This is a genomic window from Stenotrophomonas mexicanensis (assembly GCF_032911605.1).
Classification (GTDB): Bacteria; Pseudomonadota; Gammaproteobacteria; order Xanthomonadales; family Xanthomonadaceae; genus Stenotrophomonas; species Stenotrophomonas maltophilia_A.
Genome location: NZ_JAWJTG010000051.1, coordinates 1 through 25,094 on the forward strand (window position 1 = coordinate 1; position 25,094 = coordinate 25,094).

Consider the following 25,094-nt stretch of genomic DNA (forward strand, 5'->3'; position numbering starts at 1 on the left):
TGACCGAGATGATCTCGGCGATCTTCTTCGACGAGGCTTCGATGGCCGACATGGTCGTGACCACCTGGCCGACCACTTCACCGCCCTGCGAGGCGACGCCATGTGCGCCGATGGCGAGCTGATTGGCCTGGCGGGCGTGCTCGGCGTTCTGGCGCACGGTGGAGGTCAGTTCCTCCATCGACGCGGCGGTTTCTTCCAGATTGGCGGCCTGCTGCTCGGTGCGGCGCGACAGATCGCTGTTGCCCGACGCGATCTCGCCAGCGGCGAGGGTGATGCTGGACGCGCTGGCCTGGATCTGGCCGACGATCTGCGTCAGCTGCGCGACGGTGGTGTTGGCGTCGTCACGCATGCGTGCGAACACGCCGTTGAACTGGCCGTCCATGCGCGCGGTCAGGTCGCCGGCGGCGATCGACTGCAGCAGCTGCGAGAGCTGGCCGAGGTTGCCGTCGGCGACCTGCATCATGCTGTTGAGCTGCTCGATCATCACGCGGAAATCGTGATCGAAACGCTGCGCATCACCGCGCCGGCTGAAGTCGCCGGCGGCAGCCGCCGAGGCCAGCTGCTGGATCTGCGTGTTGATGGCCAGCAGGCTGGCCTTGGCCGCATCCATCGACTCGTGCAGGATCGCGCGGCTGCCGGGCAGGCGGCGTGCGTCCGGGGTGAGGTTGCCGGTGGCGTACTGGTTGAGCACGTCGATGGCATCGCGGATCGCGTCGAGATGTTCGAAGATGACCGTGTTGATGCCGCTGGCCAGCTGCCCGTAGACGCCCGGGAAGTCTTCCGGAATGCGATGGCTGATGTCCGGACCGGCGTGCATCTGCGCCATCAACTGGGTCTGCTCGGAGAAGCGGCGCAGCATCGCGGTCATTTCGGTGGTGGCGGCCAGCATCTTGCCGGCTTCGTCCTTGCTGGTGGCCTGGGTGCTGACACTGAGATCGCCAAGGGCAACGGCCTGGATCGCGTGCAGGGCCTTGCCGAGCGGGCCGGTGACGGCGCGCGAGATGACCACCGCCAGGGTTGCGGCGACCACAACCAGCAATACTACGACGGCAATGATCGCCAGCATGCTGTTGCGGTGGGTGGCGTTGGCGTTGTTGATCTTGTCCTGCATCAGCGAGCTGCTGTACGCGCCCAGTGCCTTGAGGTCTTCAAAGGCTTTGCGGCGCAGCGGGCGCGACTGGTCGTCGGAGATCTGCCGTGCGACGACGCCATCGCCGGCGGTGGCCGCTTCGCGCAGCTTGGCATTGGCTGCGAAGTAGCCATCGACGTCGGCCTGCACGGCGCGGTAGAGCTCGCGCTCCTTGGCGCCGGCCGGCAGCTTGGCGTACGCGGCCAGCTGTTCGCGCACGACGGCGGCGGTGTCGTCCATGCGCTTGTTGTAGTCGGCCACCTTCTCGGGCTGGTCCAGCATGCTCAGCTGGGCCAGCTCATAGGTGCGGAACTCACCCAGCTGCGAGCGCACTTCGCCGAGGTACTGCACGGACGGAATATCGTTGGAGGCCATCGCGCTCAACTGCGCGTTGGCCTCGGACAGGCGGACCAGAGCGAAAGCGCCCAGTACGACGGTCATCAGGGTGGTGAGGGTGAACCCCACGGCCAGCTTGCGGGCGATGGGCAGATCGTGGAACCACTTCATGCAGGGTGCTCCAGGTGGGCAGGGCGCCGGCGTCGTTGCGTCGGCTGGGGGTGGTTGCAGAGCGAACGGTGGTGCCCGGTGGGGGTTCGGTGACGGCCGTCAAAGCGAAATAGCGGCGCAGTTCGGATGGACTTTATGGACGCAGATCACATTCGGTTGCGTAGGGACGGCGGCGCGAAAGTGGCGCCATGACAGGGCTTTCGCTTGAACGGCAAGGTTGCGCCCGAAACCTTCGTGCAGACGGAGTTCACGGTATGCCTGGCGAAGCGAGCGCGGTCAGATCGTGGCCGTGCGCGCAAACGAAAACCGCCGCCCCGAAGGGCGGCGGCTCAGTGCACGCATGCAACGTGGATCAGGCGGCCTGCGGCATCCGCAGCGAACGCACCAGACCGCCGATGTCGACGATCAGGGCCACGCGGCCATCGCCAAGGATGGTGGCACCGGATACCCCGCCGATGCGGCGGTAGTTGTTCTCGATGTTCTTCACCACCACCTGCTGCTGGCCGACCAGCTCGTCCACTTCCAGCGCAATCTTCTGGCCATCACCTTCAACCACCACCACCAGCGATTCGCTGCCCGGTGCGCGGTTGCCGTAGCCGTAGTACTCGCTCAGCGACAGGATCGGCAGATACTCGCCACGCACGCGCAGCACGCGGCCTTCGCCGGCCATGCTGCGGATGTCCTCGGCCTGCGGCTGCAGGGCCTCAAGCACATAAGCCAGCGGCAGGATCAGGGTTTCACCGGCCACCGCCACGGTCATGCCGTCGAGGATAGCCAGGGTCAGCGGCAGCCGGATCAGCGTGCGGGTGCCAGCGCCGAGGCTGCTTTCGATCTGGACCTCGCCCCCCAGCGCCTGGATGTTGCGGCGGACCACATCCATGCCGACGCCACGGCCGGACAGGTCGGTGACTGCATCGGCGGTGGAGAAACCCGGCTGGAAAATCAGGTCCCAGACCTGCGAATCGGTCGGGTTGTCCGGCACCGCCAGACCGCGTTCGGTGGCCTTGGCCAGGATCTTGGCACGGTCCAGGCCGCGGCCGTCGTCGCTGACTTCGATGACGATATGGCCGCCCTGATGCGAGGCTGCCAGGGTGATCGTGCCGGTCTCGTCCTTGCCCGCACCGCGACGCACGTCCGGCATTTCCAGACCGTGGTCAATCGAGTTGCGCACCAGGTGCACCAGCGGATCGGCGATCTTTTCGATCAGGCCCTTGTCCAGTTCGGTGCCTTCGCCGACGGTGCGCAGGCGTACCTGCTTGCCGAGGCGGCTGGACAGGTCGCGGACCAGGCGCGGGAAGCGGCGGAACACCGCATCGACCGGCAGCATGCGCACGCCGATCACCGCTTCCTGCAGGTCGCGGGTGTTGCGTTCAAGCTGGTCCAGGCCGGCGAACAGGCTCTCGGCGTGGACCGGGTCCAGCGCGTGCGAGACCTGCTTGAGCATGGCCTGGGTGATGACCAGTTCGCCGACCAGGTTGATCAGCGCATCGACCTTGTCGACGCTGACCCGGATCGAGGTTTCGGCTTCCTGGCCGCCAGCGCTGCTGGCAGCGGCGGCGGGTGCCGCCGGTACAACGGCAGCCGGTGTGGAAGGGGCGGGTGTGGCAGGTGCCTCGGTGGCCAGGCTCGGCGGCGCAGCCGGACGGATGTCCAGTTCGCAGTCGTCCAGCACCCAGGCGAAGGTGTCTTCGATCTTGCTGCGCGGCACCTTGCCGACCAGACCCAGGTCCCACGCCAGGTGGGCCTCGAGCGGGTCGAGCTGGGCGAAGCCGGGCAGGCGTTCCATGCGCGCGGCGACCTGCAGCGAACCCAGGTGCTCAAGTTCGCGGATGATGCGCAGCGGGTCGTTGCCGCTCATGAACAGCGATGGCGCCGGGGTGAAGCCGATCTGCCAGGCTTCCGGCGTATCGTCCACCTTGGCTGCGGCGGCCGCGGGGGCGCTCGCTGCGGCCTCCCCGGAAAGAACCGCCTCCAGGCGCGCCTTCACCGCAGCAACTGCGGCGGGATCGGCGGCTTGGCCGTGTTCGGCTTCGCGCAGCAGGGCGCGCAGCACGTCCACCGAGGACAGCATGGCGTCGACGGCGTGGCCTTCCAGCGCCCGCTTGCCGGCACGCAGCTCATCGAGCAGCGTTTCCAGCACATGGGTCAGGCCGGCGATCGCATCGAAGCCGAAGGTGCCGGCGCCGCCCTTGATCGAGTGGGCGGCGCGGAACACCGAATTGATGATCTCCGCGTCCTGCTGCCCCGATTCCAGGGCCAGCAGGCCAGCCTCCATCGCGTCGAGGCCTTCGCGGCTCTCCTCGAAGAAGGTGGCGTGGAAGCGTTGCAGGTCCATGCTCATGGCAGTGGTGGTCCGGAAGCGAAGAGGGGGAGCGGTGGCGGGCGATCAGCCCAGCACTTTCTGCACGGTGGCGACCAGCTGTTCCGGATTGAACGGCTTGACCAGCCAGCCGGTGGCACCGGCGGCCTTGCCTTCGGACTTCTTGTCGGCGGCCGATTCGGTGGTCAGCATCAGCAGTGGCGTGAACTTGTAGTCCGGCAGCTGGCGCAGTTCGCGGATCAGCGCGATGCCGTCCATGTTCGGCATGTTGACGTCGGTGACCACCGCATTGAAGCGCTGGCCCTTGGCGCGACCGAGCGCGACCGCGCCGTCTTCAGCTTCTTCGACGGCAAAACCGGCCGAGGTGAGGGCGAAGGACACCATCTGGCGCATTGACGCCGAATCGTCCACCACCAAGATACGTGCGCTCATGCAGCGTTCTCCACAGATTTCAGGTTGTCATGGGTTACGTCCAGGCCCAGGGCCTGGGTGACGCCCAGCAGGCGCGCGGCGTCACGGAAGGTTGCAGTGCAACCGTGGAAGCCGGTGCCGAGGCCTGCCTCGCGGCGGGCCTGCACGAACGCACACAGCACCTGCACGGCGGCCGTGTGGATGCGGGCGACCTGGCTGGCATCCAGGGTCAGCTCGCCTGCCTGCGCCACCAGCGGGGCGAGGCGGTTCTTGAGCTCGGTGGTGCTCTCGATGCCGAGATCCCCACCCAGTTCGACAGTGCTCATCGTTGCTCCGGACAAACGGTTCCGTGATCCATAACGGCACCCCGGTGGGGTTCTTTAGGGGAATCGACGCGGTGCGTCGATGCGGGCGCTGTTGAAAAGGGGACGGAGGGGATTAAGTCGCAACTGGCTCGGCGCTTTGCGCCGATTCGGTGCATGTCGGGGACGCAAGGCGTTGATCCGTTGGATCAATACCTTACGTCCCACTGCGTGGTCGCCGTTGCCGAGGGTGGCTGCGGGAGAGCCTGGTCGATTGCGACTTAATCCCCTCCGTCCCCTTTTTTTCCGCTCAGCTCAGCAGCCGGGTGGCATCCAGCAGGATCATTGGGCGCTGGCTGACCCTGGCGACGCCACGGAACAGGTCGTTGGAGATCTGGCAGATGCGAGCGGTATCGGGCGGCTCGATCTGCGAGTCGGTGAGGTTGGCGACATCTTCCACTGCCGACACGCGCAGGCCGATGGTCTCGCCGTCTTCCTCCAGCACCACGATGCGGGTCTGTGAGTCGTCTTCGGCGGCCGCGGCGCCCAGGTGCAGGCCGAGGTCCATCACCGGTACCACCTGGCCACGCAGGTTCATGATGCCCAGCATGGCCGGCGCAGTGCCGCGCAAGGGCAGCAGCGGCACTGGCAGCACCACTTCCTGCACTTTCAGCAGTTCCAGTGCATAGGCCTGGGTGCCGCAGCGCAGGCGCAGCCAGCGCGAGGTGCGCTCGCCGGCGCGCCGGTTCTGCGGATGCGGGCTGCTGGCGGGTCGATGTGCCTGTGCCTGCAGCTCCTGCCAGCTGCTCGGGCGGTTGCCTGCTGGCGCGTCCACGGCCACGCGCGGTGGCGGCGCGGCATCGGTGCGTGCAACTGGAGCGGGTGCTGCGACCACGGCCGCTGGTGGCGCAGGAACGTCCTCGCCGCCGGCAGCGGCCTCGAACGCGGCCTCCAGGCCGGGGCTGTCGGTGTGGGCGAGTCGATGGCTGTCGGCCGGATCGGTCTCGTAGATCACTTCGTCCGGCAGGTCGTCCCATGTAGGTTCCGGGCCGGACTTGGCGATGGCGGGAGCAGGGGCCGTCTCGTGGATCACCTCGTCAGGCAGGTCATCCCAGGTCGGTTCGCGCTCGGGGGCGGCGACAGGCATTGCGGCGGCCTCGAAGGCGGCCTCCAGTGCTGCGTCGTCCTCTGCCGCGGCAGCAGCAACAGTCTCCGCTTCGTAGATCACTTCGGCGGGCAGATCGTCCCAGGTGGGTTCGCGCTCAGCCGTTGCGGCCGCCTCGAAGGCGGCTTCGAGTGCGGCGTTGTCGACGGCAGGCGCAGCGGCGGCGGTCTCGGTTTCGTAGATCACCTCGGCCGGCAGGTCATCCCAGGTCGGCTCGCGTTCGGCGTCGGCTGCAATTGCCGGGCATGCTTCGTCGCTCGCCGGCGGCGGTGCAGCCGGTGGTGCCACGGCGATCGCTTCGCCCAGCAGTTCGTCCAGGTAGTCGTCCAGTACACCGGTGCTGTTCATGCGGCCTGCTCCAGGGCGCGGGCATCCTCGCCGAGGATCCAGTTCAGCGCGCGGCGATAGGCGGCCAGGCCGCGGCCCGGGTAATCCTCACCAACGCTCGGCAGGGTCAGGCCGGCGGCGTTGCTGATGCGGGTGTCGATCGGAATCGCGTCTTCCCACACACGGGTGCCGTGACGATCCTGCATCGTGCGCAGCGACTCGTTGCCGGCGCGGGTGCGGCGGTCGAACAGGGTCGGCAGGATCGAGATCGGCAGCGGGCGGCGGCGCGAGCGTTCGACCATCTCGCCGGTGCGGACCATGCCATCCAGGCCATGCAGGGCCAGCGGCTCGGCCTGGGTGGGGATGATCAGGCGATCGGCTGCGGCCAGCGCATTGATCATCAACAGGCCGAGGGTGGGCGCGCAGTCCAGCAGGATGTAGTCGTGCTGGCCCTGGTGGCGCGCAAGCGCATTCTGCAGCGCCAGGCCAAGGCCGGGCTGGTTGGCGCTGCGGCGTTCCAGCGTGGCCAGCGCGGACTGTGCGCAGACATAGTCCAGGCCATGGATGCTGCTGGCATGGCACAGGCTGGAAAGATCGGCGGGCGGGGCGCCGAACAGCTCCAGCACGCCAGCCGGCGGCGGGTCCACCGGTACGCCGAACGCGCGGCTGAGCGAGGCATGCGGATCGAGGTCGATCAGCAGCACGCGATGGCCAAGTGCGGCCAGTCCGCGGCCGAGGGCGAGGGTGGTGGTGGTCTTGCCGACTCCGCCCTTCTGGTTGGCGACTGCCCAGATGCGCATCGGATTACTCCTTCATTGCCGGGGGAACGGCGGCGCCGACGCGGCTGCCAGCCGGCACCGGCGGCAACTTCACCGGTGCGATGGGGGAGGTGGGGGCGGTAGCCGGAGTTGCCGCGGCTTGTTCGGTATCGGTGTTCCGGGTGGCACCGGTGGCTGCGTTCAGGCGCTGGCCGAGCGGGTCCACCGAGTGCGAGGTGTCGGCCAGGATGATGACCATCACCCGGCGGTTGCGGTTGCGGCCCTCCGCGCTGTCATTCTCTTCGCGCGGGCGGAACTGGCCGTAGCCGACCATCGCCAGCCGCGACGGCTGCACGCCCTGGTCGGCGAACAGGTGCACCACGCTGGCCGCGCGCCCGGCCGACAGTTCCCAGTTCGACGGGAAGGTGGCGGTGGCGATCGGTACGTTGTCGGTGTGGCCTTCCACGCGCACGCTGTTGGGTACGTCGCGCAGGACCTCGGCCAGACTGGCCAGGGTCTGCCGCGCATGCACGTCCAGCGCGGCCGAACCGGTGGGGAACAGGATGTCGCTGTTGATCTCGACTTCGATCCACAGCTCGGTGCGGCGCACGCTGATCATGCCGCGGTCGATCAGCGGCGCCAGTGCGGCGGTCAGGCGGTCGGCGATGCTGTTGAGCTGGCGCTCGGCGCGCGCGATCTGCTCCTGGTTGTGCACCGAAACAGGCATACGCATCTGCGAGGCCATCGACGGCAGCAGGGTCGGGTCGTGCGACGGCGCAGGCGCCGAGGGCCCGATCTTGGTGCCGGACTTGATCACCGAGGGGCTGTCCCAGCCGCCACCCTGCACCTGCTTGTTGCCGACCTGTACCGGATTGATGGTGCGCGGCGCGCCCCCGAAGGCATCGGTCAGCGCGTCGGCCATGATCCGGTACTTGCCTTCGTTCACCGAGGAAATCGCGTACATGACCACGAAGAAGGCGAGCAGCAGCGTCATCAGGTCGGCATAGGGGATCGCCCATGCTTCGTGGTTGGCGTGCTCTTCGTGGTGCTTGCGGCGGGCCATGTCAGTGCAGGAAGCCGGAGAGGTTGGTTTCGATGTTGCGCGGGTTTTCGCCCTGGGCGATCGAGATCAGGCCTTCAATGACCATTTCGCGGTCGCGGGTGTTGTGCGAGATCACACTCTTGAGCTTGGCGGCCACCGGCAGGAACAGCAGGTTGGCCGAGGCGATGCCGTAGATGGTGGCGGTGAACGCTGCGGCGATGCCGTGGCCGAGCTTGCTCGGGTCGGCCAGGTTCTTCATCACCGCGATCAGGCCAAGCACGGCACCGATGATGCCCAGCGTCGGTGCATAGATGCCCATCGCTTCGAAGACCTTGGCACCGGCCTGGTCCTGGTGTTCCTGGCTGCCCAGTTCGATTTCCAGCATGTGCCGCATCGATTCGGGCTCGACGCCGTCCACCAGCAGCTGCAGGCCCTTGCGCAGGAACGGGTCCTGCTGCGCCTCCACCTGCGATTCCAGGCCCAGCAGGCCCTGGCGGCGGGCGATGTTGCTCCACTCGACGATCTGCTGGATCAGTTCGCGGCGATCGCTGTGCGGCGGGCGCACGACCCAGCGCACGATCTTGAAGGCATGCTTGAAGACCGCCGGCGAGGTGTGCAGCAGGATCGCGGCGACGGTGCCGACGATGACGATCACGAACGCCGCAGGCGACCACAACGACGCCAGGCCGGCGCCCTTGAGGATGCTGCCGCCGACCAGCGAGGCCAGGGCGAGAAAGAGTCCAATGAGGCTGAGTCTATCCATGGTTCCGGTATCGGCGTGTATGAATGGGACTTGAGACACCGGTAGATCGCGTACAGACGGTAGTCACAGTTTTCGGGGCGCCGGGCATGGCCCGGCGGGCTTCATCGCAGCCCGTCCACGTCCAGGATCAGCGCCATGCGACCATCGCCGATCAAGGTTGCACCGGCATAACCGCGCAGGCCGCGCAGCGCTTTCGGCAGCGGCTTGATGACCACTTCCTCACGCCCGCGTACCTGGTCCACGACCAGCCCGAAGCGCGCTTCGCCAGCCTGCAGCACCACGATGGTCAGCAGCGGCGAGGCGGCCGGCGTCACATCCAGCCACTGGCGCAGATCGACCAGCGGCAGCGTGTGCGAGCGGCGGTCGAGCACTGCACGGCCATCGAACCAGCCCAGCGAGGTACGCGGCGCGTGCAGCACTTCCATCACGCGGGCCAGCGGCAGCGCATAGACGTCCTCGCCGGCCTGCACCAGCAGGGTCGGCAGGATCGCCAGAGTCAGCGGCACGCGGATCAGGAAGCGGCTGCCACGGCCCAGTTCCGACTGGATCTGGATCTGGCCGCTCAGTTCGCGGATGCGTGACTGCACCACGTCCATGCCGACGCCACGACCGGAGATGTCGGTGACCTGCTGCTTGGTCGAGAAGCCGGGCAGGAACACCAGGTGCAGGCACTCCTCGCTGCTCAGGCGGGCGGCGGCTTCCGGATCGATCAGGCCCTTCTCGCGCGCCTTGGCACGCAGCTTTTCCGGGTCGATGCCGGCGCCATCGTCCTGCACCTCGATGCTGACGTAGTCGCCTTCCTGCTGTGCCGACAGGCGCACATGGCCCATCCGTGGCTTGCCCTGTGCCTCGCGCAGGTCGGGCATTTCCACGCCATGGTCGATGGCGTTGCGGACCAGGTGCACCAGCGGGTCGGCCAGCGCTTCGACCAGGTTGCGGTCGAGCTCGGTCTCGGCGCCGATCAGTTCCAGGTCCACTTCCTTCTTCAGCGAGCGGGCGACGTCGCGGGCAACCTTCGGGAAGCGCGAGAACACCTTGCCCACCGGCTGCATGCGGGTGCGCATCACTGCCGACTGCAGGCGGGCGGTGGCGATATCCAGAGTGGACACGGCGCGGTCCAGCTCTTCATCGCGCAGGCGTGCACGCAGGGTCTTGAGCCGATTGCGTGACAGCACCAGTTCGCCGATCAGGTTGACGATCGCGTCCAGGCGCTTGGTGTCCACGCGCACGGTATGCTCGGCCTCGGCCAGCGGCTTGGCGGCCGGCTTCGCCGCCGGTGCCGGTGCGGCGACCGGGCGCGGCGCTGCGATCGGTGCCGGTGCCACCACGGCCGCAGGCTTGGTGCCCGGTGCCGCGCCACCGTGCAGCTGGTCGAGCAGGGCTTCGAACTCGTCTTCGCTGATCAGTCCGTCGTCGGCCTTCTTCGCTGGCGCGACCGCGGTCGGCGCGTTGCCACCATGCAGCTGGTCGAGCAGAGCCTCGAATTCGTCGTCGGTGATCAGGTCGCTGCCACCCGCGGTGGGTGCTGCTGCGGCGGCGGGTGCAGCCACGGCACCGCCGTGCACGTCGAACTGTGCGATCAGGTCCGGCGGCGCATAGCCCGGCTCGGTGCCGGAGGAAACCGCGTCCAGCATCGACTGCAGGTAGTCCAGCGATTGCTGGGCCGCGTCGAAGTGGTGGGCCTGCAGCACGGCCTGGCCGGCACGTGCGGCGCCCAGCGCCTCTTCAGCGGCATGGCACAGCTCGACCATGGCGGTGACGCCGAGGAAGCCGGCGCCGCCCTTGAGCGTGTGGTAGCCGCGGAACACCGCGTTGAGCTGGTCGCTGTCCTGCGGTGCCTGCTCCAGCGACACCAGCTGTTCGCCGAGGCGATCCAGGATCTCCTGCGCCTCGATGATGAAATCGGCAGTGATGTCGTCGGATACCGCGCTCATGCTTACAGCCCCAGATCCGACAACAGGTCGTCGGCGTCGTTCTGCGAGACCGCGTGGCGGTCCAGTCCCTTCAGTGCCGGCCCGGCCAGTTCCGGGTCGGTGCGATGCTGTTCCGGCGGCAGGCCGAGCGCGCCGAAGCCTTCGTGCACGCGGCGGACGATGCCGACCACGCGACGGATGATCTGCCCGGTCAGGTCCTGGTAGCTCTGGGTCAGGGCGATCTCGGTCAGGTTGTGGCGGATGCGCTCGAGCTGCGCGTCCTGGCCCGGCCGCAGGCCTTCGGCGCGCAGCTGTTCGGTCAGGCTGCGGCATTCCTCGGCCAGGTCCAGGGTGCGGTGCGTGGCCTGTTCGGTCATCGCCACCACGTGGTCCAGTCGCGCGCAGGCGTCGTCCAGTTCGCCGGCTTCGCTCGGCACGGTCGGCAGTTCACCCAGCGCCTGTCCCAGCTCGCGGGCCAGCCGCGAAAGGCCGCTCATCATCGGCTGCGTGCGCAGCGCGACCAGTCCATCGATGCGCTGCCGCCAGGCGGTCTCGTCACCGGACTCGAGTGCGTCCAGGGCTTCCTGCAGGCGCAGGGCGAGGGCGTTCTTGTCGACCGTGGTATCCATCAGGCGCTGGCCGCCAGGCGTTCGAAGATCTTGCCGAGCTTCTCTTCCAGCGTCTGCGCGGTGAACGGCTTGATGATGTAGCCGTTCACGCCGCTCTGGGCGGCTTCGATGATCTGCTCGCGCTTGGCTTCTGCCGTGACCATCAGCACCGGCAGGGTCTTCAGCTTGGCATCGGCACGGATGGCCTTGAGCAGCTCGATGCCGGTCATCACCGGCATGTTCCAGTCGGTGACCACGAAATCGAACGGCTGGCTCTGCAGCAGCGACAGCGCGGCATGCCCGTCCTCGGCTTCGGCGGTATTGGTGAAGCCCAGATCGCCCAGCAGGTTCTTGACGATTCGACGCATGGTCGAGAAGTCGTCGACGATCAGGATGCGCATGTTCTTGTTCAAAGCAGAATTCCTTTGTTGTTCATTCCGGACGGCCGGGGGCAGCCGCCTCGGGGATGTTCATTCTTCGAGGCCTGCGTCGGCAGCCTCGAACAGCTTCAGCCGGCCACGCAGGCGCAGTACCGCCTGGCCGTGGATCTGGCAGACCCGCGACTCGCTCACGCCGAGCACCGCGCCGATCTCCTTCAGGTTCAGTTCCTGCTCGTAGTACAGCGAGAGCACCAGTTGTTCGCGCTCGGGCAGGTGGCCGATGGCCTTGCCCAGCTCGCGACCGAACTCGCCGCGCTCCAGTACCTGCTGCGGGGTCGGCCCGCCCTGGGCGACGGTGTCCAGCTCGCCCTGGTCCTCGATGCGCGATTCCAGGCTCAGCACCTGGCCACGTGCAGCGTCTTCCATCAGCCGCAGGTACTCGGGCAGCGGCATCTCCATCGCGGCGGCCACTTCAGTGGCGCTGGCGGCACGGCCACTGCTCTGTTCCAGGCGGCGGATGGTGGCGGCGGCATCACGTGCACGGCGGTGCACCGAGCGCGGGACCCAGTCACCACGGCGGATCTCGTCGATCATCGAACCACGGATGCGGATCGAGGCGTAGGTCTCGAAAGAAGCACCCTGGTCGGCGTCATAGCTGCGCGAGGCTTCGATCAGTCCCATCATGCCGGCCTGGATCAGGTCGTCGACCTCGACGCTGGCCGGCAGGCGCGCGGCCAGGTGGTGGGCGATGCGCCGCACCAGGTCCGAATGCTGGGCGATGACTTCGTTCGCCGCCGAGCGCTGCACTTCCCTGTACTGGGCTGCGCCTTTCATGCCGTCACCCCACGCTGCTTGAGGATGCGTTCGAGGAAGAACTCGACGCCGCCACGCGGTTCGGTCGGCGCCTGCCAGCGCGCGGTACGGCGCGCGATCTCGGTGATCGCCAGCGCCGCCGGGCTGGACGGATAGGCCTTCACCACCGGCTGCTGGCGCTGCACCGACAGGCGCAGCCAGTCATCCTGCGGCACGCAGCCGAGGTAGTTCAGCGAGACATCGGCGAGGAACTTCTCGCAGACGCGGGTCAGCTTTTCGTACAGCACGCGGCCCTCGTTCGGGTCGCGCACCATGTTGGCCACCACCTGGATGCGGTCCACGCCGCGCTCGCGCGACAGCACCTTGATCAGTGCGTAGGCGTCGGTGATCGAGGCCGGCTCGTCACAGACCACCACCACGGTGTCCTGTGCGGCCTGGCAGAAGGTCAGCACGCCATCGGTGATGCCGGCGGCAGTGTCCACCACCATGATGTCCAGCTCGCGCTCCAGTTCGGAGAACACGTTGACCAGGCCAACGTGCTCGGCCGGGGCCAGCTCGGCCATGTGGCGGCGGCCGGATGCGGCCGGGACCACCAGCACGCCGTTCGGGCCTTCGACGATGACGTCATCCAGCGTGCAGCGGCCGGCGACCAGGTCGGCCAGCGTAAAGGTGGGGTTCAGCCCCAGGATCACGTCGATGTTGGCCAGGCCGAGGTCGGCGTCCAGCAGCAGCGTGCGCTTGCCCATGCCAGCCAGTGCCACGGCCAGGTTGGCCGACACATTCGTCTTGCCCACGCCGCCCTTGCCGCCAGTGACCGCAATGGTGCGCACAGGGCCGAGCGGCTCGCTGCGGGTGGCCGACAGCGGGAAGGTCTTGGTCAGCTTGGCGTACTCACGCGACGGCATGGTTCAACTCCGGGTTGCAGGGCATATCGGCCGCGCGGCGCAAATCTTCAAGGCGAAGTACAAGATTGGCTGCACTGGCCCGGTGCAGGTCCTCCGGGACGTCCTGGCCATCGGTCACCCAGGTGATCGGCAGGGCATGATCCACGGCCACCGACAGGGCGTTGCCGAAGCGGCCGGTCTCGTCCAGCTTGCTCAGTACCAGGCCCTGCAGGTTGGCGGCGCCGAAGCGGCGGACCACCTCGTCCATGTCGCCGAAGCTGGTGTTGGCCGGCAGCACCAGCAGGGTGCGGACCTGGCGGGCGGCACGCAGCCACTGCAGCTGGGCGGCCAGGGCGCGGTCGCGCGGGCCCAGGCCGGCGGTGTCGATCAGCACCAGCTTGTAGTCCTTCAAGCGTTCCAGCAGCTGGTCCAGGTCGGTGCCGCTGTTGGCCTCGTGCACCGCGATGCCGAGCTGGCGGCCGTAGCCGTACAGCTGCTCGCGGGCACCGATGCGGGTGGTGTCGGTGGTGACCAGGGCCACGTCACGCGGCGCGTGCTTCTCGGCGAAGCGCGAGGCCAGCTTGGCGATGGTGGTGGTCTTGCCAGCGCCGGTCGGGCCGACCAGGGCGATCACGCCGCCTTCTTCCAGCGGGTCGACCGGGGCGATCGGTAGCTTGCGCGAAATCAGCCCCAGCATCAGGCCGCGGCCACGGTGGGCTTCGGTCTCCAGTGGGATCTGCATGGCCACGTCGCGGGCCAGGCCGGCATCGAAGCCGTATTCGTCCATCAGGTCCAGCGCGGTGGCGCGCACCGGGCAGCCGCGCAGGCGCTCGTCGGTGAAGCGGTTCATCTCGCGCTCGATCACATGGCGCATGCCGGCCACTTCCTGGCGCAGCTGGCGGATCTCGGCGTCGTCCTGGGCCACCAGGGTCAGTGCCGGGGCTGGGGCCAGCACGGGGGCAGCGCCGGTTTCGTCGCTGGCTTCGACCGGTGCCGGTTCGCTGGCAACGATCCCGGGCTGCGCTTCGGTCACAGCAGCGGTCGGCAGCGGCGGCGGCTGCACAGCCGGGGCCGCGTTTTCGTGATGCGCCTCGTGCGGCGGATCAATCTGGAAGCGGGCGCGGTTGGCCGGTGCGGCGGTGCTGAGCGCCGGTGCGACGATGGCTTCGGCGAACGGAGCGAAGGTCTGATCCGGCAGCGCCGGTTCGTTGACGGCGGCGCGTGCCAGGGTGGCGGCGAAGCCGGTGCTGCCGCGGGTCGGCACGATCTCGTCGGCGCTGTCCAGGGTGCGGCCGGTGGCGCCGACCGCAGCGCGGGCGAGGGCAGCCACGGCCGAGGTGGTTGCGGCGACCGGTTCCGGTGCTGGGGTATTGCTGCGGCGGCGGGTGACCGCGGCGATCACCGCGTCGGCGGCGGTGCGCGGCTTCGGCGCCGGCGGCGGAGCGATGTCACGACGCGAGGCTTCCAGTGCACGCTGCACGGCGCTCTCGTCGTAGTTGGCGGCGGCGACGATCTCGATGCCTTCCTCGATCCGGCGGTTGGACAGGATCACGGCGTCAGGTCCATGTTCCTTGCGCACCAGGTTCATGGCCGAGCGCATGTCGGCGGCGACGAATCGTTTGATTTTCATGCTGTGGTCACGGGACGAAGACGGCGGGGTGGCGGTCGGAGAACTCGGGTGGTCGGTGGTCTGCACGGTGCGGGTTCCCCTTGGTATCTGTCTGTTGCGTTGGTTCGAAAGTGGTGTCTGTTTTCTGGCGCATCGGAGGGCGGCGTCAGCTGATCGTTCCGACCAGCTTCAGGCGCTTGTCCTCCGGCACCTCGCTGTAGGCCAGGACCGACAGCGACGGAACGCTGTGGCGGACCAGGCGGGCCAGCGCGGCACGCACCGGGCCAGGTACCAGCACGACCGCGGGCTCGTTGCGGGCTTCCTGCTTGCTGACGCATTCGGCCAGGCTCTGGTGCAGTCGCTCAGCGAGTCCGGGTTCCAGCGCGGCGCCGTTGCCCTGCGTGGACTCCTGCAAGACACGTTCCAATTGTGGGTTGAGCGTGAACACCGGCAGCTCCGCCGACATTCCGGCGATCTCCTGCACGATGAAACGACCCAGTGCGGTGCGCACGGCGGCAGTCAGCACGGCCGGGTCCTGGCTGTTGGGCGCGTGTTCGACCAGTGCTTCGGCGATCTTGCGCAGCTGGCGGATCGGAATGCGCTCGATCAGCAGGTTCTGCAGCACGCGTACCACCGCCGACAGCGGCAGCGCCTTCGGCGTCAGATCTTCGACGAGCTTGGGCGCGCTCTTGGCCAGGTTGGCCAGCAGGTGCTGCACTTCCTCGTGGCCGAGCAGTTCCGGTGCGTGCTCGCGGATCAGGTGCGACAGATGGGTGGCGACCACGGTGGCCGGATCGACCACGGTATAGCCCAGCGTTTCAGCCTGGGCACGCTGGTGCGGTTGGATCCAGGTGGCATCCAGGCCGAACGCGGGGTCCTTGCCGGCGATGCCTTCCAGCGCCCCGAGGGCGCTGCCCGGGTCCAGGGCCAGTTCGCGGTCGGGGTGGATCTCGGCGGTGGCCACCGGTACGCCGTGCACCAGCACGCGGTAGCCGTTGGCCGGCAGCTCCAGGTTGTCGCGGATGTGCACCGAGGGGATCAGAAAACCAACGTCCTGGGTCAGCTTGCGCCGCACGCCCTTGATGCGTGCCATCAGTTCGCCGCCCTGGCTGCTGTCCACCAGCGGAATCAGCCGGTAGCCGACCTCCAGGCCCAGCGGATCGACCGGGCGCAGTTCGTCCCAGCTCAGTTCGGCAGTCGGAGCCGGCGCGGCCGGGCGGCCGAGTGCGTTGAGCGCGGCAGCGTCATTGCCTGCGGCTGCCGGATCGGTGGCCGCGGCCTTGCCCTTGCGGTAGACCTTCCAGGCGATGAAGCCGAGGATCGCGGACAGCGTCAGGAAAGCGACGTTGGGCATGCCCGGCACCAGGCCGACCACGCCGATGATGCCGGCGGTGATCGCCAGCGCGCGGTACTGGCCGAACACCTGGCCGGTCATGGCCTGGGCCATGTCCTGCGAACGCGAGGCGCGGGTGACCAGCATGGCCACGGCGCTGGAGACCAGCAGCGCCGGCAGCTGCGCCACCAGGCCATCACCAATCGAAAGCAGGGTGTAGGTGGCAGCGGCATCGCCGAACGGCATGCCATGCTGCAGCACGCCTACGGCCAGGCCGCCGAGCATGTTGATGAACAGGATCAGGATGCCGGCAATGGCATCACCACGGATGAACTTGCTGGCACCGTCCATCGCGCCGTAGAAATCGGCTTCCTCGCGGACTTCCTCGCGGCGCAGCTTGGCTTCTTCACGCGTCAGCAAACCGGCGTTGAGGTCGGCGTCGATCGCCATCTGCTTGCCGGGCATCGCGTCGAGGATGAAGCGCGCGGTCACTTCCGAGACGCGGCCGGCGCCCTTGGTGATGACCACGAAGTTGATGATGGTCAGGATCGCGAACACCACGATGCCGACCGCGTAGTTGCCGCCGATCACGAACTCGCCGAAGGCGGCAATGACCTTGCCCGCGGCGTCATGGCCGTTCTGGCCGTTCAGCAGGATGACGCGGGTGGAGGCGACGTTCAGCGCCAGCCGCAGCATGGTGGTGATCAGCAGCACGATCGGGAAGATCGTGAAGTCCAGCGGGCGCTTCACGTAGACTACCGCCAGCAGCACCATCAGCGAGATGGCGATGTTGAAGGTGAACAGGGCGTCGAGCACCGGCGCGGCCAGCGGCACCACGACCATGGCCAGCAGGGCCAGCACGATCAGCGGTGCGCCAAGGCCCTGGCGGATCATTTCCAGCGCGCGGCGGGTGTTGAAACCGGTGGAGGGCTGGGCGCTCACGGGCGGCCTCCCTTGCCGAATTCATCCACCTGGATGTGCGGGGCGTCCGGCATCGGGCCAGTGCGCCAGGCGCGCAGCTGGTAGACGTAGGACAGGACCTGGGCGACGGCCGAATACAGTCTCACGGGGATTTCCTTTCCGAGTTGGCCTTCCCGATACAAGGCGCGTGCCAAAGGCGGGGCGGAGACGATCGCCACCTTGTTGCCGTCGGCCACTTCACGGATGCGCAGGGCGGTCTCATCCACACCCAGGGCGACCACTTTGGGGGCGTTCATGGCGCCGCCCTCGTACTTAAGGGCGACCGCGTAGTGGGTGGGGTTGACCACCACCACGTCGGCAGTGGGCACCGCCTCCATCATCCGGCGGTTGGCCATCTGCTGCTGCAGCTGGCGGATGCGGCCCTTGACCTCGGGGCTGCCCTCGCTTTCCTTCATTTCCCGGCGCAGCTCTTCACGCGTCATCTTCAGCTTGCGCATCCAGTTCCAGCGCTGGTAGGGCGCATCGATGGCAGCCAGCACCAGCATCGCGCCGGCGGTGGCCAGCAGCAGGCGCAGGGTGAAGCCGAGGCCGTCGGTGATGGCGGTCTCCAGCGGGTGGTGGATCAGCCCGCGCAGGGTGTCGAAGCCGGTCCACACCACCAGCCCGGCGGCAACGCCGACAAAAGCCACGCGCAACAACGACTTGGTGAACTCGGCGATGGCTTCCGGGCCATACAGGCGCTTGAGCCCGCTCATCGGGTTCATGCGGTTTAAGTCGGGCATCATCGCCTTCTGCGACCAGCGCAGGCCGCCCATCACCAGCGGGGCGACGAAGCTGGCCAGCAGGCAGACCAGCACCAGCGGCGCGATCACCAGCATGAACTGCAGCAGCAGGTCGCCGAAGTGGCCGAACAGCGCCTTCGGGTTCTGCCGCAGGCTCTGCTCTGGGCTGAGTGCATGCTTCATCCAGGCGCTTGCACCACGGCCGATCGAGCCGCTCATGGCCATCACCGCCAGTACGCCGGCGCCGAACACGGCGGCCGTGCCGAGCTCGCGCGAGCGCGGCAGGTTGCCCTGTTCACGGGCATCGCGCAGGCGTTTTTCGGTAGGTTGTTCGGTCTTTTCGCCGGCGGATTCGTTCTCGGACATCACGGGCACTGCGGCAGGGGATGCCGGGGTGCGTGCAAGAACCGTTCCGTGATGGGTTCATGTGCCAACCAAGGTTGGCATCTACCAGAGCAGGTGCAGGTGGGAGCGCAGCCTGGATTTACCCCGGCGGGTGCAGCGTCGGCGGGCTCTGCGCCAGTTCCACCCGCGGCCGCGGCAGGTCATGCAGCTGCATGAAGCGCGCCGCATCCACCGGGCGGCCGAGCAGGTAGCCCTGCAGGTAATCGCAGCCCAGCCGCTCCAGGTAGGCGCGCTGCGCGGCGGTTTCCACGCCTTCGGCCACGATGTCCATGTCCAGCGCGTGGCCCAGCGCCACGATCGCCGAGACGATCACCACGTCCTCGGCGCTGTGCTCCAGGTCGCGTACGAAGGCGTGGTCGATCTTGATTTCGGTGGCCGGCAACCGCTTCAGGTACAGCAGGCTGGAATAGCCGGTGCCGAAGTCATCGATGGAGATGCCCACGCCCAGTGCCGAGAGCGCCTGCAGCAGGCGCAGGCTGGTATCGGTATCGCGCATCACCGTGCTTTCGGTGATCTCCAGCACCAGGTGGCGTGGGGCAATGTCGTAGCGTTCGATCACTTCACGCACATCCTGCAGCAGGTGCGGCGAGCTGAACTGCACCGGCGACAGGTTCACCGACATCGACCAGCCCTCGTGGCCGGCATCGTGCCAACGGCGCAGCTGCTGGCATGCCTGGTCCAGCGCCCAGCGCCCGATCTCATTGATCGCACCGCTGCGTTCGGCCAGCCGGATGAAGCGGTCCGGCGGGATCAGGCCATGCTCCGGATGGCGCCAGCGGATCAGCGCTTCGGCACCGGCTACTTTCTGCATGGCTACCTGGATCTTCGGCTGGTAGTGCAGGAACAGCTGCTCGCTGCCGATGGCCCGGCGCAGGTCGGCCAGCAGCCGGAACTGTTGTTCGGCGCTGTCATTCATCCAGTCGGCGAACAGTACGAAGGCGTTGCGTCCGGATTCCTTGGCCTGGTACATCGCTGCATCGGCAAAGGCCATCAGCTGCCGCTCGCTGGCAGCGTGATCCGGACAGATCGCGACGCCGATGCTGGCGGTCACCTGCAGTTCGTTGTCGGCCAGCAACGGCCCGCTGCCGACCGCCTGCAGGATGCGCCGGGCCAGGGTCGGCAGGTCCTCGTCGTGCTCGATGCGCACCACCAGCACGAATTCGTCACCGCCCAGACGGGCCAGCATGTCGTTGGGCCGAAGCAGCTGGCGCGTGCGTTCGGCCACCGCAACCAACAGTGCATCGCCGGCCTGGTGGCCGTAGGCATCGTTGACCTGCTTGAAGCCATCCAGATCCATGAACATCACCGCGAAGCGGCTGCCGCCCTGTTCAGCCTCGGCCAGCGCCTGCACGATGCGACGCTGCAGCAGCAGGCGGTTGGGCAGGCGGGTAAGCGGGTCGTGCAGTGCGGCCTGGGTCAGTTCCTGCTGTGCGTCGGTCAGCGAGGTACTCAACAGGGAATTGCGCAGGCGCAGCAGTTGCGCCTCCACCCGCTGGTCCAGCCAGGAGACCACCAGCACCACGGCCAGGATGGCGACGGTCAGCACCACCACCAGCATGGCCAGCCATTCGCTCTGCAGCCCATCGCCGACGGCTGCGCCGCAGATGCTGCCTTCCGGAAAGCGCGCGGCGGCCATGCCGGTGTAGTGCATGCCGACGATGGCCAACCCGAGCAGGCCGGCAGCCGCGAGCCGGTCGCCGACACGGGTGCGCTGCGCGCGCAGGCGGAACGCCACGTACAGCGCCGTCCACGAGGCGGCCACCGCCACCATCAGCGAAAAAAGCAGCCAGCCCGGGTCGTAGTCGATGCCCGGCTGCATGCGCATTGCGGCCATGCCAACGTAATGCATGCCGGCAATGCCGGTGCCCATCAGCAGCGCGCCACCGGCCAACCGCGGGTGGGGCAGGGTACGCAGCGAAACCAGCCATAGCGCGAACACCGATGAGGCGATCGCCAATGCGAGGGAAAGCAGGGTGATGGGCAGGTCGTAGCCGAGCGGAATGGGCAGGTCGAAGGCGAGCATGCCGATGAAGTGCATCGACCAGATGCCCAGGCCCATGGCGAAGCCACCACCAAGGCGCCACCACCACGCCGCGCCCTTGCCGGGTGCAGTGACCGTGCGCCCGGCCATCGCCAGCGCGGTGTACGAAGCCATCACGGCAACCAGCAGCGAGATCGCCACCAGCCACGGGTTGTACGTGCCTACCAGCATTCGTCAGTCTCCCGGACCTGCCTGTCGACGGAAACCACGGTGGGGCATGCATGAGGCAGGCCGACGCACGGCGCCGGCCACGTGCGGCATCCCCCCGGTTGCCGCGTATTCACTCTAACGCGCAGACCCGGGGGAAGGGCAAGCAGTAAAACGTGATGATCCGGTCAGTGTGTGACCGTGTCCGCAGCCTGGAAGGCGGCATCGAACAGGCGCTGTACCGGCGGACCCATTTCCCCGGCCAGCAGCGCCAGCAGGAACAGGCCCAGCAGCAGAGACACTGGCAGGCCGAGCTGGATCGGGTTCAGCGCCGGGGCCGCACGGGCCAGGACGCCGAACGCCAGGTTCACCGCCAGCATTGCCACGGTCAGCGGGATCGCCAGGGTCAATGCGCCGCGCAGTACGGTCAGCAGGAAGGTTGGGGCGATGCTGAAGAAGGCGTGCGGGTCCGGCAGCGGGGCGCCGATCGGCAGCGCCCGGTAGCTGTCCACCACCAGCGAGATCAGCGCCAGGTGCCCGTTGGCGGTGAAGAACAGCAGGCCGAACAGCAGATAGAACCACTGGCCGATCACGCCGGAGGTGCCGCCACGCAATGGGTCACTCATCTGCGCGAAGGCCAGGCCGGTGCCCTGGGCGATCAGTTCGCCGGCCATCGCGCCGGCCTCGAACACCAGCCGAAGCAGGAAGCCGATGGATACGCCGATGGCCAGTTCACGGGCGATGGTCAGCACCGTGGCGGCATCGAAACCGGTCCAGTCCGGTACCGGCGGCAGCAGCGGCGCCAGTGCGATGGCCAGGGTGCCAGCCAGCACCACGCGCACCCGCGCGGGTACGGCACGGGTACCGACCATCGGCATGGCCATGGCCACTGCGCCGATGCGCAGCATGGTCCACAGCACGGTGCCGATCATGCCGAAGGCCTGCAGGCCGTCGGCAGCCATCTGGGTGGCGGCGTCCATCGAAGCGCGTGTCCTAGCCGATCAGGTGTGGAATGCGCTGGAACAGCAGCGTGGTGAACTCCACCAGGTGGCCGATCAGCAGGCTGCCCAGCGCGAACAGCACCGCGGTCAGCGCCGCCGCCTTGGCGACGAAGGCGATGGTCGGCTCATTGAGCTGGGTCGCGGCCTGCACCACGCCCACCACCACACCGACCACCAGCACGGTGAGCAGCAGCGGGCCGGCCACCCACAACACGGTGATCAGGCCGCCACGCAGTTCGGTCAGGGCAAGTTCGGGAGTCATTCGGGTTCCATCTGCTCATGTAGCGTCGAGCCATGCTCGACTGTGCTTCTGTAGAGTCGAGCCATGCTCGACTGCCTCTCGATCACGCCGGATTGAAGCTCGCCGCCAAGGTACCGACGGTCAGCACCCAGCCATCCACCAGCACGAACAGCAGGATCTTGAACGGTGCCGACACCAGCATCGGCGACAGCATCATCATGCCCATCGACATCAGCACGCTGGCCACCACCAGATCGATGATCACGAACGGGATGAAGATCAGGAAGCCGATCTCGAAGGCGGTCTTCAGTTCACTGGTGACGAACGAGGCGACCAGCACCGGGAACGGGATCGCGTCGGGGCTGGCGTAGGTGCCATGCCCGGCGATGCCGGCGAAGGTCATCAGGTCGGTCTCGCGGATCTGCGCCAGCATGAAGGCGCGCAGCGGCGAGGTGGTCAGCGTCCAGGCGGTCTGGAAGTCGATCTCGCCATTGAGGTAGGGCGCCATGCCGGTGCTCCAGGCCTTGTCCCAGGTCGGCAGCATGATCATTGCGGTGAGGAACAGGGCCAGGCCCAGCAGCACCTGGTTGGACGGCGTCTGCCCGGTGCCCAGTGCCTGGCGCAGCAGGCCCAGCACGATGATGATGCGGGTGAACGAGGTCAGCACCAGCAGCATCGACGGGATCAGGGTGATCGCGGTCATCAACAGCAGGGTCTGCAGCGGCAGGCTGACCGGTGCACCGCCGATCTTGCCGACATTGATGTCGGGCAGCGGCGTGGTCGGCGGGCCGGGCGCGGCGAAGGCCAGCGCCGGCAACAGGCACAGGGCGAGCAACAGCAGCCACGGCATCAGGGTGGCAAGACGGGTACGGGTGACACGCATGTCAGGGATCCTTGCGCAGCCGCTGCTGCAGCAGCTGGGCGAAATTCGGAAGATTCTTGAAGTCCGGCACGCGCACCGGGGCCGGCGGCGGCAGCGGTTCGGGCAGGGTGTGCAGGGTGTTGATGCCGCCGGCGGTAACGCCCAGCAGCAGCTGCTGGCCATTGACCTCCACCACCACCACGCGCTCCTTGGCGCCGACGCTCAGGCTGGCCACCAGCTTCATGCCTTCGGCCGGGCGGAAGCCGCTGCCGGGCAGCCGCTTGAGCAGCCAGCCCAGGCCGATGACCAGGGCCAGTACCGCCAGCAGCGCCAGCACCGCACCGAACAGGCTCGGTGCGGCGGCCGCGTGCTGGCCGACCTGCGGGCCGATCGGTGCGGCGGTCTTGCCGACCGCCAGCAGTGTGGAGGCCAGCAGGCTCAACGCAGTCTCCGGATCCGCTCGCTCGGGCTGACCACGTCGGTCAGGCGAACGCCGAAGCGGTCGTTGATCACCACCACCTCGCCGTGGGCGATCAGGGTGCCGTTGACGAACACATCCAGCGATTCGCCGGCGCCGCGTTCCAGTTCCACCACCGAGCCCTGGTTGAGCTGCAGCAGGTTGCGGATCGGCAGGCGGGCACGACCGACTTCCAGCGACAGGGTCACCGGCACGTCGAGGATCACGTCCAGGTTGAGGTCGGCGCCGGCCCCTTCTTCGGCCTGCAGGGTGCCGAACTGGGCCGGGGTCGGTTCGAGGGCGTCGATATCGTTCATTGCGGGTCTTCCTGGATGACGGGTGCGCGCGGGCGGGTGCCCGGCGGATGGGTAGCGGTGATCTTCACGGCGTTCATGCCGTTGGCGATGCCGAACTCGCCGGTGAACACCGGGATGTTCTCCACGCATAGCGGCACCTGCGGGCTGAGCTCGATCGGCAGGATGTCGCCGACCTTCAGCTGGGTCAGGTCACGCAGGGTCATGCGCTTGCTGGCCAGTACGCTGGACAGGGTCACCTCGGCGATGTTGAGCTGTTCGCGCAGGGTCTGGCCCCAGCTCTCGTCGCGGTCGTTGCGGTCACTCTGGATGCCGGCGTCGAGCAGCTCGCGGATCGGCTCCAGCATCGAATACGGCAGGGTGACGTGGATGTCGCCGCCACCGCCGTCGAGCTCGACGTGCAGCCGGCACACCACCACGTACTCGCGCGGCGTCACGATGTTGGCGAAGTGCGGGTTGATCTCCGAGTTGATGTACTCGAAGTCGACATCCATCACCGGTGCCCAGGCCTCGCGCAGGTCGGCGAAGGTCTGCTTCAGCAGCAGGTGGATCACCCGCATTTCGGTGGCGGTGAACTCGCGGCCTTCGATGCGGGTGGGGTAGCGCCCGTCGCCGCCGAAGAAGTTGTCGACGATGGCGAACACCAGGGTCGGTTCGAACACGATCAGGCCGGTACCGCGCAGCGGCTTGAAGCGGATCAGGTTCAGGTTGGTCGGCACATACAGCGAGTGCATGTAGTCGTTGAACTTGATCAGCTCGATGCCGCGCACCGACAGTTCGGCCGAACGGCGTATCAGGTTGAACAGGCCGATCCGCCACAGGCGCGCGAAGCGCTCGTGGACCATTTCCAGGGTCGGCATGCGACCACGGATGATGCGGTCCTGGCTGGCGAAGTCGTACGAACGTGCTTCGCCTGACGGCGGTTCCGCATCGGTCTCGACCGCGCCACTGTCCACGCCGTGGAGCAGGGCATCGATCTCGTCCTGGGACAGCAGATCATTCATCGGTGGGCCCTTACTGGGTCACGAAGCTGGTGAACAGCAGATCGTCGGCGCCGTTGCTGCCGGTCTCGGCCTTGAGCACTTTCTGCACTTCGGCCAGCGAAGCGGCCTGCAGCTTCTGCTTGCCGGCGATGTCGGCGATCTGGTCGGGGCTGACCTGCGAGAACAGCATCAGCAGGCGTGCGCGAATGGCTGGCGCATGCGTCTTGATCGCTTCCAGTGCAGCGGGATCGCGGGTCATCAGCTGCACTTCCAGCTGCAGGTAGCGCGGGCCGTCGACCGGGCCGTTGAGATTGACCACGAAGGCCGGGTCCAGCGCGAAGTACTGCGCCGGTGCCGGAGTACTGGCCTTCTTCGGGGCCTGCGCGGTCTTCTCTTCGTGCTTGGACTGGGTGAAGAACCAGACGCCGCCACCGGCGGCAGCGGCGGCGAGCACGGCCACCAGTGCGGTGATCAGGATCGGACTGCGCGGCTTGGCGGCCTTGTCCTTCTCGGCGGTCTTCTTGGTTTTGTCAGCGGCTGCGGCCACGGGGTGAAGCTCCTGAGGGTTGCTTCACCGGGATATGCAAGGGGCGTGCCGGAGCCGGGGCAGAGGGGTGCGACGGAATTCCGTCGGGGTGCCGGTAGGGCCGTGCGGAGCGCGCTCCGCACCCACCAA

General features: G+C 67.6%; 24 protein-coding genes. All 24 read right to left on the reverse strand.

Translation table 11 applies throughout. The features are described 5' to 3' along the window. On the reverse strand, positions 1-1,636 hold a 1,636-nt coding region (locus R1L06_RS17830; RefSeq protein ID WP_317218369.1), incomplete at its 3' end, for a methyl-accepting chemotaxis protein. A 352-nt stretch (positions 1,637-1,988) separates the two neighbouring features. Beyond that, positions 1,989-3,977: a chemotaxis protein CheA gene (locus R1L06_RS17835; RefSeq protein WP_032129224.1), complete on the reverse strand. Its 1,989-nt coding sequence runs from the start codon at positions 3,975-3,977 to the stop codon at positions 1,989-1,991. A 45-nt stretch (positions 3,978-4,022) separates the two neighbouring features. Continuing rightward, entirely contained in the window at positions 4,023-4,388 is a 366-nt protein-coding gene (locus R1L06_RS17840) for a response regulator (protein WP_005409521.1), read from the reverse strand. Further along, positions 4,385-4,693 carry an STAS domain-containing protein gene (locus R1L06_RS17845; RefSeq protein WP_014037092.1) on the reverse strand — a complete coding sequence of 103 codons (309 nt, stop codon included), beginning with the start codon at positions 4,691-4,693 and terminating at the stop codon, positions 4,385-4,387. The genes R1L06_RS17840 and R1L06_RS17845 overlap by 4 nt, the downstream gene beginning before the upstream one ends. Before the next feature lie 286 nt (positions 4,694-4,979). Beyond that, positions 4,980-6,182 (reverse strand): chemotaxis protein CheW, encoded by a 1,203-nt coding sequence (locus tag R1L06_RS17850; protein ID WP_317218370.1) that lies wholly within the window; start codon positions 6,180-6,182, stop codon positions 4,980-4,982. Continuing rightward, a complete protein-coding gene (locus tag R1L06_RS17855; protein ID WP_005413243.1) occupies positions 6,179-6,961 on the reverse strand; it encodes a ParA family protein in 783 nt (260 codons plus the stop codon). The genes R1L06_RS17850 and R1L06_RS17855 overlap by 4 nt, the downstream gene beginning before the upstream one ends. 4 nt (positions 6,962-6,965) lie before the next feature. Then, on the reverse strand, positions 6,966-7,982 hold the full coding sequence (gene motD, locus R1L06_RS17860; protein ID WP_317218371.1) for a flagellar motor protein MotD: 1,017 nt from the start codon (positions 7,980-7,982) through the stop codon (positions 6,966-6,968). Between the two features lies 1 nt (position 7,983). Further along, positions 7,984-8,724, reverse strand: coding sequence for a flagellar motor protein (locus R1L06_RS17865; RefSeq protein WP_010482457.1), 741 nt, complete (start codon positions 8,722-8,724; stop codon positions 7,984-7,986). Positions 8,725-8,825: 101 nt separating this feature from the next. Beyond that, the gene (locus tag R1L06_RS17870) at positions 8,826-10,658 is read right to left on the reverse strand and encodes a chemotaxis protein CheA (RefSeq protein WP_049401174.1); all 1,833 of its coding nucleotides are present in this window, start codon (positions 10,656-10,658) and stop codon (positions 8,826-8,828) included. Positions 10,659-10,660: 2 nt separating this feature from the next. After that, positions 10,661-11,266, reverse strand: coding sequence for a protein phosphatase CheZ (locus tag R1L06_RS17875; protein ID WP_317218372.1), 606 nt, complete (start codon positions 11,264-11,266; stop codon positions 10,661-10,663). Beyond that, entirely contained in the window at positions 11,266-11,658 is a 393-nt protein-coding gene (cheY, locus tag R1L06_RS17880; protein WP_006365466.1) for a chemotaxis response regulator CheY, read from the reverse strand. The genes R1L06_RS17875 and cheY overlap by 1 nt, the downstream gene beginning before the upstream one ends. A gap of 57 nt (positions 11,659-11,715) precedes the next feature. After that, the gene (locus tag R1L06_RS17885) at positions 11,716-12,459 is read right to left on the reverse strand and encodes an RNA polymerase sigma factor FliA (RefSeq protein ID WP_049401180.1); all 744 of its coding nucleotides are present in this window, start codon (positions 12,457-12,459) and stop codon (positions 11,716-11,718) included. Further along, positions 12,456-13,343, reverse strand: a complete 888-nt coding sequence (locus R1L06_RS17890; RefSeq protein ID WP_049401182.1) for a MinD/ParA family ATP-binding protein — start codon at positions 13,341-13,343, stop codon at positions 12,456-12,458. The genes R1L06_RS17885 and R1L06_RS17890 overlap by 4 nt, the downstream gene beginning before the upstream one ends. Then, positions 13,330-14,952: a flagellar biosynthesis GTPase FlhF gene (gene flhF, locus R1L06_RS17895; RefSeq protein WP_317218373.1), complete on the reverse strand. Its 1,623-nt coding sequence runs from the start codon at positions 14,950-14,952 to the stop codon at positions 13,330-13,332. The genes R1L06_RS17890 and flhF overlap by 14 nt, the downstream gene beginning before the upstream one ends. A 145-nt stretch (positions 14,953-15,097) precedes the next feature. Continuing rightward, positions 15,098-17,158 carry a flagellar biosynthesis protein FlhA gene (flhA, locus tag R1L06_RS17900; protein ID WP_193391246.1) on the reverse strand — a complete coding sequence of 687 codons (2,061 nt, stop codon included), beginning with the start codon at positions 17,156-17,158 and terminating at the stop codon, positions 15,098-15,100. 44 nt (positions 17,159-17,202) lie between these two features. After that, positions 17,203-18,333 (reverse strand): flagellar biosynthesis protein FlhB, encoded by a 1,131-nt coding sequence (gene flhB, locus R1L06_RS17905; protein ID WP_317218374.1) that lies wholly within the window; start codon positions 18,331-18,333, stop codon positions 17,203-17,205. Between the two features lie 118 nt (positions 18,334-18,451). Next, entirely contained in the window at positions 18,452-20,584 is a 2,133-nt protein-coding gene (locus tag R1L06_RS17910) for a putative bifunctional diguanylate cyclase/phosphodiesterase (RefSeq protein ID WP_317218375.1), read from the reverse strand. A 164-nt stretch (positions 20,585-20,748) separates the two neighbouring features. Then, positions 20,749-21,540 (reverse strand): flagellar biosynthetic protein FliR, encoded by a 792-nt coding sequence (fliR, locus tag R1L06_RS17915; protein ID WP_012510964.1) that lies wholly within the window; start codon positions 21,538-21,540, stop codon positions 20,749-20,751. 13 nt (positions 21,541-21,553) lie between these two features. Continuing rightward, on the reverse strand, positions 21,554-21,823 hold the full coding sequence (locus tag R1L06_RS17920) for a flagellar biosynthetic protein FliQ (RefSeq protein WP_012510965.1): 270 nt from the start codon (positions 21,821-21,823) through the stop codon (positions 21,554-21,556). An 82-nt stretch (positions 21,824-21,905) separates the two neighbouring features. Continuing rightward, the gene (gene fliP / locus R1L06_RS17925) at positions 21,906-22,685 is read right to left on the reverse strand and encodes a flagellar type III secretion system pore protein FliP (protein WP_317218376.1); all 780 of its coding nucleotides are present in this window, start codon (positions 22,683-22,685) and stop codon (positions 21,906-21,908) included. A 1-nt stretch (position 22,686) separates the two neighbouring features. Beyond that, positions 22,687-23,106: a flagellar biosynthetic protein FliO gene (gene fliO / locus R1L06_RS17930; protein ID WP_008266130.1), complete on the reverse strand. Its 420-nt coding sequence runs from the start codon at positions 23,104-23,106 to the stop codon at positions 22,687-22,689. Next, positions 23,103-23,438: a flagellar motor switch protein FliN gene (gene fliN / locus R1L06_RS17935; protein ID WP_012510967.1), complete on the reverse strand. Its 336-nt coding sequence runs from the start codon at positions 23,436-23,438 to the stop codon at positions 23,103-23,105. Before fliN ends, fliO begins: the two co-directional genes overlap by 4 nt. Then, entirely contained in the window at positions 23,435-24,439 is a 1,005-nt protein-coding gene (gene fliM, locus R1L06_RS17940; RefSeq protein WP_032129211.1) for a flagellar motor switch protein FliM, read from the reverse strand. Before fliM ends, fliN begins: the two co-directional genes overlap by 4 nt. Before the next feature lie 10 nt (positions 24,440-24,449). Beyond that, positions 24,450-24,965 (reverse strand): flagellar basal body-associated FliL family protein, encoded by a 516-nt coding sequence (locus tag R1L06_RS17945; RefSeq protein ID WP_049421892.1) that lies wholly within the window; start codon positions 24,963-24,965, stop codon positions 24,450-24,452. Between the last annotated feature and the right edge of the window lie 129 nt (positions 24,966-25,094).